This is a genomic window from Myxococcus sp. AM010 (genome assembly GCF_013372585.1).
Lineage (GTDB): Bacteria > Myxococcota > Myxococcia > Myxococcales > Myxococcaceae > Myxococcus > Myxococcus vastator.
This window is the reverse complement of sequence record NZ_JABXEO010000082.1, coordinates 1-17,356: the sequence shown is the minus strand read 5'-3', so window position 1 is coordinate 17,356 and position 17,356 is coordinate 1. Positions and strand designations below refer to the sequence as shown.

General features: G+C 68.0%; 13 protein-coding genes. 6 read left to right on the top strand and 7 right to left on the bottom strand.

Annotated features, from left to right (window positions below):
* Nucleotides 1–330: 330 nt before the first annotated feature.
* From HV826_RS29145 to HV826_RS29120, 6 genes are read left to right on the top strand one after another with little or no spacing between them, the layout of a single operon-like run.
* Nucleotides 331–1,053, top strand: coding sequence for a type II secretion system protein (locus HV826_RS29145; RefSeq protein WP_255208173.1), 723 nt, complete (start codon nt 331–333; stop codon nt 1,051–1,053).
* 13 nt (nt 1,054–1,066) lie between these two features.
* Complete coding sequence (locus HV826_RS29140) at nt 1,067–1,537, top strand: cytochrome c family protein (protein ID WP_255208172.1); 471 nt, start codon at nt 1,067–1,069, stop codon at nt 1,535–1,537.
* Nucleotides 1,537–5,775 (top strand): DUF4114 domain-containing protein, encoded by a 4,239-nt coding sequence (locus HV826_RS29135; protein WP_176420278.1) that lies wholly within the window; start codon nt 1,537–1,539, stop codon nt 5,773–5,775. Before HV826_RS29140 ends, HV826_RS29135 begins: the two co-directional genes overlap by 1 nt.
* Nucleotides 5,772–6,302, top strand: coding sequence for a type II secretion system protein (locus tag HV826_RS29130; protein ID WP_176420277.1), 531 nt, complete (start codon nt 5,772–5,774; stop codon nt 6,300–6,302). Before HV826_RS29135 ends, HV826_RS29130 begins: the two co-directional genes overlap by 4 nt.
* Nucleotides 6,302–7,534 carry a PilW family protein gene (locus HV826_RS29125; protein ID WP_217918833.1) on the top strand — a complete coding sequence of 411 codons (1,233 nt, stop codon included), beginning with the start codon at nt 6,302–6,304 and terminating at the stop codon, nt 7,532–7,534. The genes HV826_RS29130 and HV826_RS29125 overlap by 1 nt, the downstream gene beginning before the upstream one ends.
* Before the next feature lie 2 nt (nt 7,535–7,536).
* Entirely contained in the window at nt 7,537–8,184 is a 648-nt protein-coding gene (locus tag HV826_RS29120; protein ID WP_176420275.1) for a Tfp pilus assembly protein FimT/FimU, read from the top strand.
* A 74-nt stretch (nt 8,185–8,258) separates the two neighbouring features.
* On the opposite strand, the gene ileS is transcribed toward HV826_RS29120, so the two are convergent.
* From ileS to HV826_RS29085, 7 genes are all read right to left on the bottom strand, one after another.
* A complete protein-coding gene (ileS, locus tag HV826_RS29115) occupies nt 8,259–11,159 on the bottom strand; it encodes an isoleucine--tRNA ligase (RefSeq protein WP_176420273.1) in 2,901 nt (966 codons plus the stop codon).
* Nucleotides 11,160–11,192: 33 nt separating this feature from the next.
* Nucleotides 11,193–11,882: a hypothetical protein gene (locus HV826_RS29110; RefSeq protein ID WP_176420271.1), complete on the bottom strand. Its 690-nt coding sequence runs from the start codon at nt 11,880–11,882 to the stop codon at nt 11,193–11,195.
* 46 nt (nt 11,883–11,928) lie between these two features.
* Complete coding sequence (locus HV826_RS29105) at nt 11,929–12,252, bottom strand: hypothetical protein (protein ID WP_176420269.1); 324 nt, start codon at nt 12,250–12,252, stop codon at nt 11,929–11,931.
* Nucleotide 12,253: 1 nt separating this feature from the next.
* On the bottom strand, nt 12,254–13,276 hold the full coding sequence (locus tag HV826_RS29100) for a pilus assembly protein (RefSeq protein WP_255208171.1): 1,023 nt from the start codon (nt 13,274–13,276) through the stop codon (nt 12,254–12,256).
* Complete coding sequence (locus tag HV826_RS29095) at nt 13,273–14,916, bottom strand: pilus assembly protein TadG-related protein (RefSeq protein ID WP_176420267.1); 1,644 nt, start codon at nt 14,914–14,916, stop codon at nt 13,273–13,275. Before HV826_RS29095 ends, HV826_RS29100 begins: the two co-directional genes overlap by 4 nt.
* A complete protein-coding gene (locus HV826_RS29090; protein WP_255208170.1) occupies nt 14,913–15,695 on the bottom strand; it encodes a TadE/TadG family type IV pilus assembly protein in 783 nt (260 codons plus the stop codon). Before HV826_RS29090 ends, HV826_RS29095 begins: the two co-directional genes overlap by 4 nt.
* Nucleotides 15,696–15,852: 157 nt before the next feature.
* Nucleotides 15,853–17,283 carry a sigma 54-interacting transcriptional regulator gene (locus HV826_RS29085; protein WP_176420265.1) on the bottom strand — a complete coding sequence of 477 codons (1,431 nt, stop codon included), beginning with the start codon at nt 17,281–17,283 and terminating at the stop codon, nt 15,853–15,855.
* Between the last annotated feature and the right edge of the window lie 73 nt (nt 17,284–17,356).

Sequence of the window (17,356 nt, the reverse complement as noted above, 5' to 3'; positions counted from 1 at the left end):
GTGACGGTCCTGTGACTTATGGCAGGGCTGAACGATTTTATCTACGCAGTCCCTCTGTAGCGTCACGGGGAGTCTGGCAGACGCGGCTCAGGCGTCCGACTTCCTCAGAAAATAGGAACCCGAGAAGTCACAGAGGCCTAGCGGAAACCCCGCAAGTAATTGCAACTCCGCAACTCTTGCGCAGTCGCCCCAGACCCAGCCTTGAAGTGCGACCCGAACGTTGCCCACGAGTTCCGGCCAGTTACAGTGCCGCCGCTCAGGCATGGCAATTGCGTGGTGAGCAACACTGGCATCGCCCTCAAGGGCCGGAGTCCAAGGGAGTCCCGCGACATGGTGCAACGTCCCACAGCCCGACGGCAGCAAGGTGGCTTCACGCTGCTGCTCGCCATGGGCATCGTCACGATGGTCACCCTCGCGGTGCTCCTCAGCTACGGCATGGTGAGCCGCGAGGCGGAGGTCCAGGGTGACGGCCGCCGCTACAAAGAAGCGTACTTCGCGGCGCAAGCGGGGCTTGCGGAAGCGCGTGAGGCCATGCGCATCCGGCTGGGCGTCGATGAGACCTACACCCCCGCCATCCAGGCCATGCTGGCCCTGCAGGTCAACGAGCCCGGCCTGAACGGTGGAGCCCGACCCTACTTCGAGGTGCTTCCAGGACCGGGCGGGGCGGGAACCTGGAACTCGCTGGCCATCAATGAGGCGGACCTGGCGCCCGCGGAGCGGCAGAGTCCCAGCGGCGAGGATTACGCCGCCTACCCCCGCCAGGAGAACGTGCGCTACCGCGTGTTCCTCCGGGACGACGAGGACGGCGACCCGTCCGGCGCGCTCGACGACAACAAGCAGGTCTGGCTCATCGCCATTGGCGAGGTCGTCGGTCCCGATGGCAGCCGCCCCACGCGCGCCGTCATCCAGGCGCTCATCACCAACGAGAACGCCCCCGCCGTCACCAGCCCGGGAACCGTCATGACCGGCGGTGGCTCCGACAACACCTACAGCACGACGGCTGATGCACCCGACGATTTCAACGACGTCGCGACCCTCTCCTCCGCCCCTTGAGCTGAGCACGCCCATGAAACGACTCTCCCTGTTGTCGCTCCTGCTCCTGCCAGGCCTGGCCGCTGGTGCCTCGGATGAAGGCAAGCTCGCCTTCGACAAGGCCTGCGCGAGCTGCCACACCGTCACGCCGCAGGCCCAGGGCAATGGCAAGCGCACCAAGACGGCGGCGAAGCCCATCCCCACCGAGAAGCGCGGCCGGGGCACCGACCTGGGCCCGCTGATTCTCAAGCGCACGCCCGAACATCTGCGCGCGTGGATTGCTGGCCCCAATCAGGTCAAGCGCAAGACGACCTGCGACACGCGGCTGCTGCCCGTGGATGACCGGGAGCTGCTCCTCACCTACCTGGCGCAGAGCATCCATCCGCCGCCTCCCTCTCGCGAGGAGCTCCTGCGTGAACAGCTCAAGCAGGACCTCGCCACACGCCAGGCGCAGAAGCAGCGCAAGGCGATTGACCCGTCCCGCCGCTCCCAGGGGAAGAAGTGATGCGCACCCTTACCCAGACGCTCGCCGCGTTCGCGCTGCTGACCGCACCGCTCGCGCATGCCCAGGCGGAACCACAAGCACCCGCCCAGCTGTGCGAAGATCAGCTCGACCAGAACAAGCAGCCCGAGTTCTCTGATGAGAACCTGGAGATCCAGGAGTCGACCATCCTCATCACCGAGGACAGTCCCGCCCGGCTCCAGCTCAACACGAACCGCACGGCGCTGAACTCAGAGTTCATCCAGTTCCCGTTCGATCAGAACGTCACCATCAGCTACGTGTACGAGTCCGCCGGCGCATCGCACGCGCTCGGCTACCTCTACATGGACGACCTGGAGGACCGCGGGTACGTCGATGCGGACGGCAACCTGCTGGACGACAACGACAACGGCATCTTCGACCTGCACGAGGACATGTTCAACCTCGCGCCCCGGTCCGGCCCCAAGGCCCGCCCGTACATCGGCGTGAACCGGCGCTGCACGCGAAACTTCACGTCGGACGGCGAGCTGTACAACCAGCCAGAGCTGGCGATGAGCGCCGGATGTAGCAACACGTTCGAAGAGAACACCGACCTCGCGGATGCCCGCCCGGGACTGGGCGGTGAGTGGAACACGACGGACAAGGTGGGCACCTTCGCGTCCGGCACCATCACGGAAGAGAGCTTCTCGGACCGAGGCCTTTTCCCTCACCTCCCCAACCTGCTGGAGCCGCCCTCGGAGGACAACGGCAACATGGGCCTGGGGCGAATGGTCTTCCTGCTCGCCGACGATGACTCCGGCCGTGCCACCCACCGGAACCTGGCGCCCGTGAGAGATGTCGGCGACTACTCCGAAGGCATCCCGGACTACGACGTGTCCGCGTATGACCCGCGTGGCCTGCGGCGCACCACCAACCCGGACAACGGCGTCTCGCCCTATGACCGGACCGTGGACATGGGGATGATTCAAGGCGGCAAGGAAGTCATCTTCTTCATCGTCGCCTACTATGAAAGCAACCACGGCCCCCGCGAGGGCTACGTCTTTCCCTGCCTGAAGCAGGACCCGGATGGCCGGTGCGCGCTGCACCTGCAGACGTCCATCAACGTCTTCTTCTCCAAGTCGGCGTGGAACATGGACCAGAACCCCGAGGGCGGCTCGGTCGTCGCCGAGCGCAACATCGGGTGTCAGTACCTGGAAGGCTGCAACCGCGACAACCCCGCCAGCACGCCTGGCCAGGCCTGCCGGGTCGCGGACACCAACGAGTACTACTGCGGCTGGCTGGACGGCCCCATCAACGAGTGGGGCACCACGCTGTACCGGCTGGCGAACGACGAACTCTACGGCAACCTCGTGATGCCCATGGAGAAGGTGACGATTCCCCGGCCTCCGGGCGACCGCAACCCCATGCCGCACGTCATCGTGGGCGCGCCCAGCACGGACCCCTTCCGCTGGATTCTGGGCTTCGAGGACATCCCCGGTGGCGGCGACCGCGACTTCAACGACGTGGTGTTCGTCGTCAACAAGCAGAACGGCGGGAGCACGCGCTCCGCCACGGTGTCTGGAGATATCTCGCCAGACGACGCCAACGACTTCGTCATCACCAAGGTTCGCTTCAAGCGACAGGACGACTTCGCGCCCCAGCCGCGCACGTGCGCCGGAGGGCCGCCGTGTTTCTCCGAAGATGTCCCGGGCGCCTGCACGCCGGAGGATGGTCCCGAGCCCACCATCACCTATTCGCTGGCGGTGGACTGCCGCGTCTGTGAGCCCGACGCGGAGACCGGCGAGATGGAGTGCGTCCCCAATCCGGCGTCCCCCACGTGGTTCCCGGTCCACTTCCCGGAGACGACGCCGCCCACCCAGGAGGTGGAGCTGGACATCATGGCCATGGGCTTCACGGGCTCCCAGCTCTGCTGGAAGGTGGACATCACCAGCCCCAGCGAGCTGTGCCGCCCCATCATCGACGACATCGAGGTGGGCTACCAGGCCGTCCGCGCTGGCAGCTATTCGCGCGCCTCACCGTCCACGCTGGGCAACGTCATCGTCTGGGGCGTGAACGAGACGCCGGGCAGCACCTGGGGCCGGGAAGGAACCTGGCCGGGCAATGGCATGCCCGCGCCCGGCACTCGCGCCTACGACGGCAACAAGGACTTCACCGTCCGCGGGCGGCTCTACCTCAGCTCGCTCTATGACCCGGAGAACCCGAACGTCACCACGGGCGATTTCCGCTGGGACGCGGGCAAGGTGATGGCGCTCTCGTTCGGCACCGACGAGGACCCGCTGACTCGCAAGCTCTATACGATGAGCGCTGGGGGCAACCGCAGCACCCTCTCCGCCGAGATGGAGGACACCAACGGCGCCAGCCCGCTCTTCCCCGACGCGCTCTGCGACCTGGAGCAGAACGGGCGCTACCTGTATGACCTCAACAACGACGGCAAGTGCGGCACGCCCACCGGCAGCCCTCCCGACAAGCGGGTGACAGGGCCCACCAACGACCGCAACTTCCTGCGGGAATGGCTGTACGGCTGGGAGGACCACTATGGCCCCGGGCCGGTCGACCAACGTCGGCCGTGGGCGCTTGGCGGCATCAACATGTCCACCGTCGCGCTCAGCGTGCCGCCGCACATCGATGGCTGGGCCCAGAACGCGCGCGCGGGCGAACGGGACATGTACCGCCGCAACTTCATGGAGCCGCTCTCCTCGCGGCCCACCGTCGCCTACGTGGGCACCATGAGCGGATACCTGCACGCTTTCGCGGCAGGTGTCTTCCGCAACTCCACCCATGACGAGTGCGCGCCTGGCACCCAGGTCCGTGGTTTCTTCGAGCCCACCGCGAACTGCGTCTCGGGCAACATCACCCCCCGCGACTACGGCGACGGCACGGAACTGTTCACGTACATGCCTCGCATGTTGCTGGAGCGCTACCGCAACACCTACGTGCGCTTCAACGGCTCGGGCAACCTGCCCCGACCGTCGATGGATGCCTCGCCGACCATCGCCAACGTGGACTTCGGAATCACGGGACAGCCCGCGTGGACCCCCTCGACCACTTCATCCAAGACCCAGGGCGCCAAGACGGTCCTGGTCAGCGCCTCTGGCAAGAACAGCCCCGCCGTCGTCGCGCTCGACATCACGAACCCCAGCGACGCGTGGTACCCGCTCCCGCTGTGGGAGTTCAACCTGCGTGACACGAGCATCGAGCTCGCGTTCTCCACGGCGAAGGCGGTGGACCCCTCCGTGAATTTCCCGGACAACGCCGGTTCCAGCCACGCGCCGTCGATTGGCCGGCTGACCTGGGGCACCGAAACGGAGGGGAAGTGGACCACCATCGTGGGCACCGACTTCGTGCCTTCGTCGCCGAGCCGTGCCGGCGCCCTCTACCTCATCGACATGAAGACGGGGCAGCCGCTCAACTACGGCGGGACGCCCGGTGGCGTCAGGGCGGGCATCATCACGCTGGACCAGGGCTCTGGCATCGCCGCGGAGACGGCCCTGGTGGACCTCGACCGCGACGGCAACTACGACGTCCTGTACGTGCCCACCACCGCGGGCAACGTCTACCGCATCAACCTGGACCAGGTGGACACGGGCGAACCGCTGGGCCGCAAGGTGAAGACCTGCAAGATTGCCAGTGCCCCCGTCACGCTGTCCGACCACGAGGACGCGGCGACGGGCCAGGACCCCATCTACCAGCAGATCCACTCCAACCTCGGCGTGAACGTCGTGCGCAACACCGGCTCGCCCGTGGTGCGCTTCTACTTCGGTACGGGTGACAACCCGGACGAGTTCTCTGACGGCCCGCCGAACAAGGATAGCTACCGCTACCACCTGCTGGCCTTCGAGGACGCCGACCCCTCTGGCAGGAACGACTGCGAGCTGCTGGAGCCGCTGTGGGTGCAGCAGTTGGATCCGGGGCAGGCGGTGTGGGGCGGCGTCGCGCTGGCAGGCGACAAGGTCTTCGCGACCACGGCCGTTGGCGCGGCCGCGGACATCTGCAACCTGAGCGAGGACGAGAGCGGCCGGTACTACGAGTCCGGGCAGCTTCCGGATGGCAACAGCGCCCCTGAGATGACCAGCGCGGCGCTCGGCGGCCACGGCGTGAACGCGCCGCTGGTCCACGACGGGCACCTCATCGTTCCCACGGCGCTGGGCGAAATCAAGGTGAAGGGCAGCGGCCGCTGGAACACGGGCACTGCCGAGGGCGGAACGGCTCGCTCGAAGCTGCTCATCTACTCGCCGAGCCCGGACGGAAGGATTCAGCAGTGAAGGCACTGAAGACACGCCAGCAGCGGGGCGTCACGCTGCTGGAGGTGCTGGCGACCATGGGTATCCTGTTGATGGGCATTGCCGCGGCGATGCTGGTCGTGACCCAGACCAGCAACGCCAACCGCCGCAGCCTCACCGCCACGCAGGCACAAATCATCGCGGAGCAGGCGATGGAGAACATCACGCTAATGGGGTGCGTGGTGGAGCCGCCGTGCTCCAACCTCGTGGGACAGGATGCGACCTTCACCCTCTTCCAGACGGCCGCGGGGGCGCTGAGTGACGTCCGCCCCACCGACGAGACGGTCATCGCGCGTGAGTACCAGGTCGCCGTCGACGTGGACGTTCCAGCCCAGATTGCCACCATCGAGCCGGGCTCCGTCGTCCCGGCGGACCTGACGCGGGACCTCATTCCCGGCCAGCCTGGTACCGTGGGGAACATCGCGCATGTGCGCGTCAGCGTGAGCTGGCGCGAACCGGGCCGCAGCGACCCACAGGTGGTGGTGCTCCAGACGAGGATGGCGCCGTGATGTCGTCTCTTTTGAGGACTCGAACTCGGGCAGCGCGTGGCTTCACGCTGCTCGAGGTGATGATTGCGAGCGCCATTGGCCTCATCGTGCTCGGCGCGGGCCTGGTCGCTGCGATGCAGATGCAGCGGCGCTCCCATTTCGAGGAACAGACGATGCTGGCTCAGACCACCGGCCGGGTGGTCATGGAGTTGATTTCCGCGGACCTGCAGCGCGCCGGTGCCGGAATGGGCAACGCGCCCATTGTCTTCAGCGACATGCGCACGCAGACGGCCGTCCAGGTGTGGACCGAGCCGGACCTGACGGCAGCGGACGCAACGCGTCCCTTCGCCGCGGATGCCAGCTTCGGGCTGCCACCCGCGGGCCACCTCGAGGAGCTCGTGTCAGACGTCCTGCAGATTCATTGGGGGGACACCCGCGGCATGGTGACGCTGGCCCCTTGTGGCGGCCCCCCTCCCCCGGCTTCGGGCCCCGTACGCACCGGGCCAGAGGGTTTCTGCACCGTCAACAATCCCTCCACCCGGCTCCAGCCCGTCACTGCGCCATCCACGCCCGCGTTCGTGGTGAACCCGAACGAGAATGTGGCCTGCCACGTGCGCGTCACGAACGTGGACACGGCCAGCAACCTCATTACTGCCAACCCTGGCATCGGCGTGGACACCATCAGCAGCGGACCGTGTGCGGAGCCCGCCCAGGGAATCTGGAACTTCGCGAATCCGGTCCAGGACACCTGGCGCATCATGCAGGCGCAGAGCGCGACCTACCGGGTGAACTGGGCCAGCGGAACGCCCACGCTGGAGTACCTGGGCCCCGGTGCGGCGGACTGGGTGGTCCTGAGCCGGGACGTGGAGCACCTCAAGGTCCGGTTCGGCGTCATGAGCCACGTTCCTCCGCTCGGCTTCCGGTGGTTCCCGGACGAGGCCACGAACCTTCCAGAGATTGATGCCTGCACCGCCGTCACGTGCCCCATTGACCAGCATCCGTTGGAAGCGGCCCCTCCCGCGAATGATGACGAACTGAGGCTCCGCCTGAGGCAGCGCATCCGCGAGGTGGAGGTCACCCTGGTCGTCCGCACGCCGCGGCCGGACCGCGAGGCCTTCGACCCGGACGAGCCCATTGGTAAGGACAAGGAGGAGTTCCCGATTGATGGCTTCAAGCGGCGCACCTTCACCTTCCGGGTGATGCTGCGGAACTTCGCCGCGGGCGGCCTGCAGCCCCCCCTGGTGGGAGAATGAGCATGAAGCACACACGCGGAATCACCCTGCTGGAGATGATGGTGACGGTGGCCATCGCCGCCATCCTGCTCGCCGCGGCGCTGGTGGGCATCCAGACGCCCGTCAACCGTCAGCGCGAGAACGAGGCCACGCGCGAGCTGTGGGCCTCCACGCTCCGCGCCCGGCAGCGCGCCATCTCCACCAACCAGCCCGTGCGCATCGTCGTGGAGGAGGGCGTTCCCCGCGGCGATGGAACACTGCGCACGGTGGCACGGTGGGAGCAACTCCGGTGCGACAATGAATGGGACAACGCGAGCTGTCCCTCCGCTGGCTGCGAGAACACCACCTGCCGCGCCAACCCGGACTGCTGCAGCGAGCTGGGCCCGGACATCGTCATTCCCGTCAGCATGAACGCGGCTGCGATTCACGGGCTCTGCTACATGCCCGGCTCCGGCCGTCCCGTGCGCCCCGGCGACCTGACCTGCATGCGGGACTTCCTGGATGACCAGCCCGCGCTGGATGCCGCGGCCCCGGGGAACCTGCGCTTCGACTTCACCTCGGGCCGCGCGCGCAGCCTCATCATGGTGGAGCCGCGGACAGGACTGGCCAGCGTGCTGGACTGCGACTCCCAGGCGGCCATCGACCGCCAGGTGGCGGAGTGCGCGAACTGAGCTCGCGCCTCGCCTGAGGAGCCACGCCCCTCCCCGGACACATCCGCCGGGGAGGGTTTCACGCAGGCGGCCCGCTACGCCGCCAGCGCCTCGCGGCACTTGAGGCAGACCTCACCGCCCTGCCCCACCGCCTCCGAGTACGTCCAGCAGCGCGGGCACTTCTCGCCGTGCGCGGGCAGCACCTCGGCCGTCACGCGGACGCCTTCGCCGAACGCCTGCGCCACCTCCAGCGTCTGCGCCGCGTCCCCCTTCACGTCCGCCAGCTCCACCTGGCTGGTGATGAAGAGGCCCGGCAGTTCGGCCAGGTGCGCCTGGAGGAAGTCGCGCGCCGCGCCCTCCGCCGTCAGCACCACCCGGGCCTCCAGCGACGCGCCGATGCGCTTGTCCCGCCGCGCCGCCTCCAGCACGCCCTGCACCGCGCCGCGCACCGCGAAGAGCTTCGCGTAGCGCTCGGCCAGCGCCGGCTCCAGCTTCGCGGACACCACCGGGAAGCCGCCCAGGAACACGCTCTCCGCCGGCTTGCCCGGCAGCGTCTGCCACGCCTCCTCCGCCGTGAAGCTCATCACCGGCGCCAGCAGCCGCAACAACACCGAGGCCACCTCGTACAGCACCGTCTGCGCGCCGCGCCGGGGCTGCCCGTCCGCGCGCCACGTGTAGAGCCGGTCCTTGAGGATGTCGAAGTACACCGCCGACAAGTCACCCGCGACGAAGTCCACCACCGTCGCGTACACGAGGTGGAACTCGTAGTCCTCGTAGGCCTTGCGCACCCGCGCCACCACCTCCGCCAGCCGCCCCAGCGCCCAGCGGTCCAGCGGCAGCAGCGCCGCCTCCGGCACCGCGTGCGTCGCCGGGTCGAAGTCGTAGAGGTTGCTCAGCGCGTAGCGGACGGTGTTGCGAATCTTCCGGTAGCCCTCCGACAGGCCCTTGAGAATCTGGTCCGACAGGCGCACGTCGTTGCGGTAGTCGCTGGCCGCCACCCACAGGCGCAGCACCTCCGCGCCGTACTGCTGGATGACCTTGTCCGGCGCCACCACGTTGCCGCGGCTCTTGGACATCTTCTCGCCCTGGCCGTCCACCACGAAGCCGTGCGTGAGGCAGGCCTTGTACGGCGACACGTCACGCGTGCCCACCGCCACCAGCATGGACGAATGGAACCAGCCGCGGTGCTGGTCGCTGCCCTCCAGGAAGAGGTCCGCCGGAATCCGCTGCCGCTGCTCCAGCACCGCGGAGAACATGCACGCCGAGTCGAACCACACGTCGAGGATGTCCGTCTCCCGGCGGAACTCCCCCTTGCCGCAGCGCGGGCACTGGAAGTCCGCGCCCAGGAAGTCCTTCACCGGCGTGCGGTACCACACGCCCACGCCTTCCTGCTCCACCGCCGCCGCCACCCGCTCCATCAACTCGGGCGACACCACGGCCTCCTCGCAGCCCTCGCAGTAGGCGATGCAGATGGGCACCCCCCACGTCCGCTGCCGGCTGATGGTCCAGTCCGGCCGCGTCTCCAGCATGCCGCGGATGCGGCTGTGCCCCCACGAGGGCACCCACTGCACCTGGTCCACCTGCTCCAGCACCACCTGCCGGAACGTCTGCGTCCCGTGGAACGGCGCGTCCATGGGGATGAACCACTGGTACGTCGCGCTCAGGATGACGGGGTTGCGGCAGCGCCAGCAGTGCGGATACGTGTGCGCCACCGTGTCCGTGGCGCCGTTGAGCAGCGCGCCCTTCTCCACCAGGAGCTGGATGACGACGGGGTTCGCCTCGAACACGCGCCGGCCTTCCAGCACCGGCCCCACCGTGTCGTCGTAGCGGCCGTCCGGACGCACGGGGTTGTAGATGTCCAACCCGTACTTCAGGCCGACCTCGTAGTCCTCCTGGCCGTGCCCCGGCGCGGTGTGCACCAGGCCCGTACCGGCATCCAGCGTCACGTGCTCGCCCAGGATGACGCGGCCCCGGCGCTCGTAGAACGGGTGCTGGTACGTCAGGTGCTCCAGCTCCTCGCCGCGCGCGTAAGCGAGGATGCGCGACGGGTCCACCAGCGCCGCCGCGGACACCTCACCGCCGGGCAACTCCACGTGCTTCACCGCCAGCTCGTCCGCCTTCACCTCCGCCAGCACCTTGGGCAGCAGCTCCCGCGCCACGCAGATGACGCGCGGGCCGAGCTGGTAGAAGACGTATTCGAACTCCGGGTTGACGGCGACGGCCAGGTTGGACGGCAGCGTCCACGGCGTGGTCGTCCAGATGACGAAGACCACGTCCTTGCCCTTCAGCGAGGGCACGCGCTCGGTCAGCTCCGCGCCGGCCTGGAAGGCCACGTACACGGAGGGCGAGGTGTGGTGCTCGTACTCCACCTCCGCCTCCGCCAGCGCCGTCTGGTCATACAGGCACCAGTACACGGGCTTCTTGCGGCGGTAGAGCATGCCCCGCTTCGCGAAGGCGGCCAGCTCGCGAATCTCCTGGGCCTCGTAGGTGAAGTCGAGCGTCTTGTACGGCCGCTCCCACGAGCCGAACACGCCCAGGCGCTGGAACTCGGCCTTCTGGATGTCGACGAACTCCAGCGCGTAGGCGCGGCACGCCTCCAGGAAGGCGTCGCGAGCCAGCGTGCGCTTGTCGACTTTCTTGTCCTTCAGCCGCTTCTCCACGGCCTGCTCAATCGGGAGCCCGTGCGTGTCCCAGCCGGGGATGAAGTCACACCGGCGGCCGGACATGTTCCGGTACTTCACCACGATGTCCTTGAGGACCTTGTTGAGCGCGTGGCCCGCGTGCAGGTGGCCGTTGGCGTAGGGCGGACCGTCAGGCAGGACGAAGGGCTCCGCGCCCGCGTTCTGCTCCAGAATCTTCCCCCAAATCCCCCGCTCCGCCCACCAGCCGAGCATGCGCGGCTCGAGCTGCGCCAGGTTCCCCTTCATGGGGAAGTCCGTGCGCGGCAGGTTGACCGAATCCTTGAAGTCCTTGTCCTTCGGGGGCGTGTCGCTCATGTCGAGCGGCCGTAACACGCTCCCTACAGGGCTTCAATCCGAGGTCGGGCTCGCGGGCGCCTGGGCGACGGTCCGGCGCACCACCACCACCGCCAGCCGCCCCTCCTTCGTGGGAGCGAACGACAGCTTGATCTCCTCGTTCGCCGAGCGGAACAGGCGCGGCTCCTCTTCACGGAAGCCCGCGTTGCCCAGCTCGGTCCGGTAGAAGGCCTCCACCTCCGCCTGCCGGGCCTCCACGGAGTACGTGAGCGTGCGCGACGACTCCGTCTCCGCCTTCATCGAGTCCGAGGCCCCTGGGAACATCGGCGCCACCGAGGACTGCGGCTGCCGCCGCCCCTGGGCCAGGTTCGCCTCTCCCATGAACACCGTGGTGGTGCCGTCCGGGTTGGCCTGGAGGATGGCCGTGTAGGAGATGAACAGCTTGGTGTCGAGCGCGGTAATCATCGTCTCGCGCAGGAGCTGCGGCTGGAGCGTCGGCTTGGGGACGTGGAGCTCCCAGGCCTGGAAGCGCGACACCAGGTGCTGCCCGATGACCTCTGGCTTCTCCGCGCTGAGCACGGCGGACATCCGGACGGGGACGCCCTCCGAGATGACGGTGCCCGGCACGTCCACCACCGCCACCACCTTGGGCACATCCCAGGTGAACGGCAGGCGCTGGGCGCGCGCGTCCACCGCCATCAGCACCAGCACTCCCGCCAGGAGTCCCTGCAGCACCTGCTTCATCCGTCACTCCTCGAAGAGGGCCATCCCTCCATCACCGGCAGGTTGGCTACTCGACGACGACGCCCTCGTCCGGAACGTCGAACTCCTGAGGCTGAGGGCGCGAGCCCGTCTTGCGAGGCGACTCGATGTTGTCCCGAGGAGGGCAGCGCTTCGAGCACGCCGCGAACTGCTCCTGGAACTTCTTCGTGCACCGCGACGCGCAGGCGGCGTCCCGTCCTCCATTGGGACACCGGGACGTGCACTCCGCCAGCGTCCCCCCGGCCTTGCCGCCACAGTCCGCCTCACACTCGGTCCGCCCGGCCAGCGCCGCAGGAGACGACAGCACCGCCGACATCAGGACCAGCCGAATCCATCCAGAGAAGCGAATCATGTCAGTCGCATTCCTTTCCAAGGAAGCACGCGCCCTTGCTGAAGCGCTGCAGGTGGGCCGCCGCGTAGGGCAGCGTGGTGATGCCGCCCAGCGCCGACCCCGGAGACGTCCCCCAGACGCCCATGTTGATGGGGTCCATCAGGGTGGGGAACTGGTTGAAGTTGATGACGTCCTCGCCCGCGGCGCTGATCCACATCGTCCGCTCCTTCATGCCCAGGCCCACCATGGCCAGGGCCGTGGGCGGCAGCGGATTCCAGAAGAGCGCCTGCTCGGCCAGCATGCTGGCGGCGCCGGGGATGGCGAGCACCGTGGGCGTGTAGATGCTGAACACGGCGGCGTGGTACGACGCGTTGGTGCAAGGCAGGAGCTGGTCCTGCATGATGATGTTGCAGGTGAGGGCCTCCCCCTCGCCCGCCAGGCCCCAGTCGTCAATCAGCATGGAGTAGCTGCCCGTGCAGCGGCCACCCACCGGGCGCCCCACCGCGCAGACCTGCAGGCTGGCGAGCGAGCTCTCCATGTTCCGCTTCTGGTAGAGGCCCGCCTCGCCCTGGTCCAGGAACGAGCTGGGGAAGCGCCACGCGCTCAAGGTCGCCGAGGCCCGGCACGCGGTGCCCCCGTTGTCGCGGTAGGTCGCGCGGGTGACCGCGGTGCCACCCCAGTCCACGCCCACGCCCATCTCACAGTCCACCGCCATGTTGCTGCCGGTGGTGAGCGCCTGGGTGATGCCCGCGCCCGTCGTTGAGGACAGCCCGTTGAAGTCCGCGTAGCGCGCCTGGGCGTCGTTCGCGGCGGCCCGCATGGAGTCGCCCGCGGGGTCGTAGTTCACGGGGATGTAGTGCATCTGCCCGTGCGTACCGTCCCAGAGCGCGGAGATGGCGGCCTCCTGCACCTTCAAGGACAGGAAGCCCACCTCGGCGAAGTGGATGCCGAAGGCGATGATGGTGACGAAGAGCGTGGAGCCAATGGCCGCTTCGACCAGCGACTGGCCCCGGGCATGCCTGGAGCGGAGGGTCTTCTTCATCATTGGATTCCCCTGTATCCCACCGAGCGCAGGGCCCGCAGCGTGCGGGCCGCGGCGGGGGCGCTGAGGTCCAGCGTGTCCGCGGCGTCATCCAGGCCGGACTGGTCCGTGTCCGCCGCCACCAGCGTGGCCCGCCAGAACGGATTGAGCAGGTTGGGCGGCTCGCTCCAGTGGTGGAACGCCACGCTGTGGCCCCGGTGGAAGTACGCGATGCCCGTGGCCATGGCCGTCTGGACGTCGTTGGGCGTCCCATCCGCCATCTGGAAGCTGCGGTTGTCGAACTGCGTGCCGGCGCTGCCTCGCTCGAAGCGGTAGCGGAAGGAGTAGTCCCACGGGTCCAGCGTCCGGGTGCGCAGGTTGCGCTGCACCACCGCGAAGTTCTTGGGCTGGCCGTAGTTGTTGTCGCCACCATCCAGCAGCTGGGTGAGGTTGTAGTCCAGGAACAGCGGCCAGATGCCCGGGCAGCTCGACACCGGGTTCATGCACGGCATCAACATGTGCCGCATGTACGGATTGGGGTCGCTGCCGCCCGTCCAGCGGTGCTCGGGCGTGGGCAGCATGCCGCCGGAGGACACGAGGCTCGCCTCCACGCCCTCCGTGCCGCCCACGGCCGCGGGGCACGGCGCGCCGCCGCCGTTGGCCATGTGGTTGTAGAGGTAGAGGATGCTGCCCTCGTCCTCGGCGGTGATGGCGGGCGCGAAGGGCATGATCATCGGCATCTGCCGTCCCTTCTTGCCGAAGTGGGTCGTGCCCTGCGTCGCCACCTCCACCAGCACCATGTCCGGCGGGTTGATGACCCAGGCCAGGTTGGCCAGGTGCGCGACGTAGTCCAGGTCCTGCCGCCACGTGACGAAGTGGAAGCCGCGGCTGCCCATGGCGGCGTTCACCGCGTGCTGCACCGTCGCCGGGACGTCGCACACGGCGCCGCCCTGCGTGCAGGCCAGGCCGCCCGTGAGCTCGTCCTTGTTGACGCCGCCGATGGGGGGCACCTGCCACGCGGCGTCGGTGGCGTTCGCGCCCGGGTTGATGTTGGAGAGGACCTGGTGGGTGAACCGCTGCGAGTCCACCGCGTCCTTCAGCTCCTGGTAGTTCTGCTGCTGGGCGAGGTACAGCGCGTTCTGCGCCAGCTGGTGCCCGCGCATCTGGAGCGCGAACAGCGGCTCATACGACTGGAACACGGCGTTGACCCGCTGGTCCTCCATGCGGAGCTTGCGCTGCAGGTTGCCCAGGTCGCGCAGGCCCTTGTTGCCGCACCGGCAGCGCCGCGCGCACGACGAGCTCTTCCAGGCACAGGGGCAGCCGGTGATGACGTTCAGTTGATACGGCCACTCCCAGTCGCTGTAGCCCCCGCGGGCGGCGTTGAGCTGCGCGCGGTAGAGGCTGGCCCAGCTCACCAGGCTGGCGGCGCCGGCCTGGGCCACCGCGTGCGCAATCTGCACGCGGTTGATGATGGCGATGTTGTTGAAGGTGCGCGCGGTGGCCACCGCGTTGGAGAAGGCCGCCGCGTCCGCCACCGTCTGGGCCTCGATGCGCTCACGCACCTTCATGGTGAAGGACAGCGTCAACGTCACCATCAGCACCAGGAGCAGCGTGCTGAGCGCGAACAGCACCATCGTCTGGCCACGGGAATGAGAGCGCTTCATCTGGGACAGTCCATGGAGGCGAAGTGACGCGCCTTGACGGGCGTCATCATCCGCATGGTGAAACTGGTTTCAATGGGGAAGACGTACTCACGGCGGCCCACGCGGCTGGCCAGCTCGTCGCGGACGTCCGCCGCCAGCGCGTAAGGGCTGGGGAACTCGCCGGCCCCCCAGTTCGCGTTGCGCTCCGCCAGCACCAGCGGATTGGCCGCCGTGTAGTCCTGGATGCCGAGCTGCGCGAGGAACATCCGCGACATCACCCAGTTCGCGAAGGGGATGCGCATGGGGTACCAGTAGATGAGCCGTACCTCCAGGCGCCGCAGGTGCCCCGGGTCGTCGAAGCCACGGTCCTGCGGGCTCTCCACGCCGCCGCCCGCCAGCCCCCGGTTGATCCACACGATGCTGCCGGTGTGCACGCCGTCCAGCCCGGCCTGGTACCGGTTGTCCCGGCGCGGCGCGAAGGCCATGGCCAGCCGCTCGGGCGCGCCCGCGCCGCCGCCGTGCTCGCCGCCCACCTGCGGCACCCGCATGCCGATGAAGGAGTGGAACGAAGGCAACAAGGCGAGGATGGCCGCGTGGCTCATCCGCTCGCACTCACCGTGGGCCACGCTGCCCGCGCGCGTCGCGCGGAAGGCCGCGTACTGCGCGAGCACGCGCGCCTGCAGCATCAGGAACAGCTGAAGCGTGCCCAGGACCAGGAACACGACGAGCGGAAGCGATAAAGCCGCCTCCACCATCGCCTGACCGGACTGCCTTCCTCGGCTCGGACGCTGTGAATTCATGGCGAACGTATGTTCCGGGGATTCAGCCGTGATCGGACATACGTCAACTTGACGGGGCGTTCCTTGCATTTCACACAGGAGAGCACGACTCCGCGACAACCGCGTTTTTCTAGCGTGAAACAACCGAGTTACAGCCTCCCTCCGGTTGCTCCTGGGGTTAGCGTGACTTCATCCCCTTTGTGTCCAGCTGGTACTTTTTCACCAGCCGCTCAATGGACTTCCGGTGGAGCCCGCTCTCACGGGCGGCGCGAGACAGGTTTCCTTCGCAGCGCGTCAACACGCTGGAGATGTATTCGCGCTCGAAGTTCTCCAGGAGCTGCTCCTTGGCGTCCTTGAAGGAGAGGTGCTCGTTGAAGGGTAGCGGCCCTTCGCGAATCTGTCCCCGCACGCGGGGTGGCAGGTGCGCGGGCTGAATCTCCTCGCCCTCGCTGAAGGTGAGGACGTGAGACAACACGTTCATCAGCTCGCGCACGTTGCCGGGCCATGAATACGACATCAGCAGGCCCAGGGACTCCGCGGAGAAGCGCTTCTTGCCGTGCTTGCCCACCACTTCCGGGTCCGCGAGCGCGCGCTTGAGGATGAGGGGGATGTCGTCGCGGCGCTGGCGCAGCGGCGGCAACTGGATGGTGATGACGGACAGGCGGAAGTAGAGGTCCTCGCGGAAGCCGCCGCACTGAATCTCCTTCATCAGGTCGCGGTTGGTGGCGGCGATGACGCGGCAGTCCACCTCGATGACGTCGTTGCCGCCCACGCGCCGCACCTCGTGGTTCTCCAGCACGCGCAGCAGCTTGGGCTGAAGGTCCAGCCGCAGCTCGCCCAGCTCATCCAGGAAGATGGTGCCCCCGTGCGCGCGCTCGAAGGCGCCCGGCCGGCTGCTCACCGCGCCGGTGAAGGCGCCCTTCTCGTGGCCGAACAGCTCGCTCTCGATGAGGTTGGGGGGAATGGCGCCGCAGTCCAGCACCTCCATGGGCCCCTTCGTGCGGCCGGACAGCTCATGGATGGCGCGCGCCACCAGCTCCTTCCCAGTGCCCGTCTCACCTTGGATGATGACGGACACATTCATGGGGGCGATCTTCTTGATGAGGCCGAATATCTGCCGCATCTTCACGCTCTGCCCCACCATGTCGCACAGCTCGCCCTCGCGGTCGGGCTCGATGGTGACCTCCTCATCCAGCGGCGCGAAGGTCAGCACCGACGAGCCCGCGCGAATCTGCGAGCCCGGTGACAGGTAGGCCCGCTCGATGCGCCGGCCATCCAGGAAGGTGCCGTTGGTGGAGCCCAGGTCCACCAGCAGGTAGCCCCGCTCGGTGAACTGGATTTCGAAGTGGTGGCGGCTGGCGGTGCGGTCCTCCACCAGCACCAGGTCATTGCCAGGATGCGCGCCGCAGCGCAGCCGCTCCTTGTCGCTCACCACCGAGCGGCCGGTGTCCGGCCCCGCGGTGACGGCCAGGCGGCACTTGTGGAGCTTCACCGTGGTGCGCGGGTCCACCACGAGCGTTTCGCTCAACAACGGGGAGTGGTTCAGGTCTTGTCCGACGTCGCCGGGACTGGTGTGGATGTCGTCAGGGTGCAGAGGGGGAGCACTCATCTGCGCGCGAGGATACCAAAGGCCCCCCACGAGGCCCGCTCCTCGCGGGCGTCCGTGCTAGGCTCCCCCGCCC

Excerpts from the sequence above, each read along its gene's own strand:
- HV826_RS29125 (WP_217918833.1), top strand. The coding sequence starts at position 6,302 with ATGTCGTCTCTTTTGAGGACTCGAACTCGGGCAGCGCGTGGCTTCACG.
- ileS (WP_176420273.1), bottom strand. The coding sequence starts at position 11,159 with ATGAGCGACACGCCCCCGAAGGACAAGGACTTCAAGGATTCGGTCAAC.
- HV826_RS29145 (WP_255208173.1), top strand. The coding sequence starts at position 331 with ATGGTGCAACGTCCCACAGCCCGACGGCAGCAAGGTGGCTTCACGCTG.
- HV826_RS29100 (WP_255208171.1), bottom strand. The coding sequence starts at position 13,276 with ATGATGAAGAAGACCCTCCGCTCCAGGCATGCCCGGGGCCAGTCGCTG.
- HV826_RS29090 (WP_255208170.1), bottom strand. The coding sequence starts at position 15,695 with ATGAATTCACAGCGTCCGAGCCGAGGAAGGCAGTCCGGTCAGGCGATG.
- HV826_RS29095 (WP_176420267.1), bottom strand. The coding sequence starts at position 14,916 with ATGAAGCGCTCTCATTCCCGTGGCCAGACGATGGTGCTGTTCGCGCTC.
- HV826_RS29120 (WP_176420275.1), top strand. The coding sequence starts at position 7,537 with ATGAAGCACACACGCGGAATCACCCTGCTGGAGATGATGGTGACGGTG.
- HV826_RS29110 (WP_176420271.1), bottom strand. The coding sequence starts at position 11,882 with ATGAAGCAGGTGCTGCAGGGACTCCTGGCGGGAGTGCTGGTGCTGATG.
- HV826_RS29135 (WP_176420278.1), top strand. The coding sequence starts at position 1,537 with ATGCGCACCCTTACCCAGACGCTCGCCGCGTTCGCGCTGCTGACCGCA.
- HV826_RS29105 (WP_176420269.1), bottom strand. The coding sequence starts at position 12,252 with ATGATTCGCTTCTCTGGATGGATTCGGCTGGTCCTGATGTCGGCGGTG.
- HV826_RS29140 (WP_255208172.1), top strand. The coding sequence starts at position 1,067 with ATGAAACGACTCTCCCTGTTGTCGCTCCTGCTCCTGCCAGGCCTGGCC.
- HV826_RS29085 (WP_176420265.1), bottom strand. The coding sequence starts at position 17,283 with ATGAGTGCTCCCCCTCTGCACCCTGACGACATCCACACCAGTCCCGGC.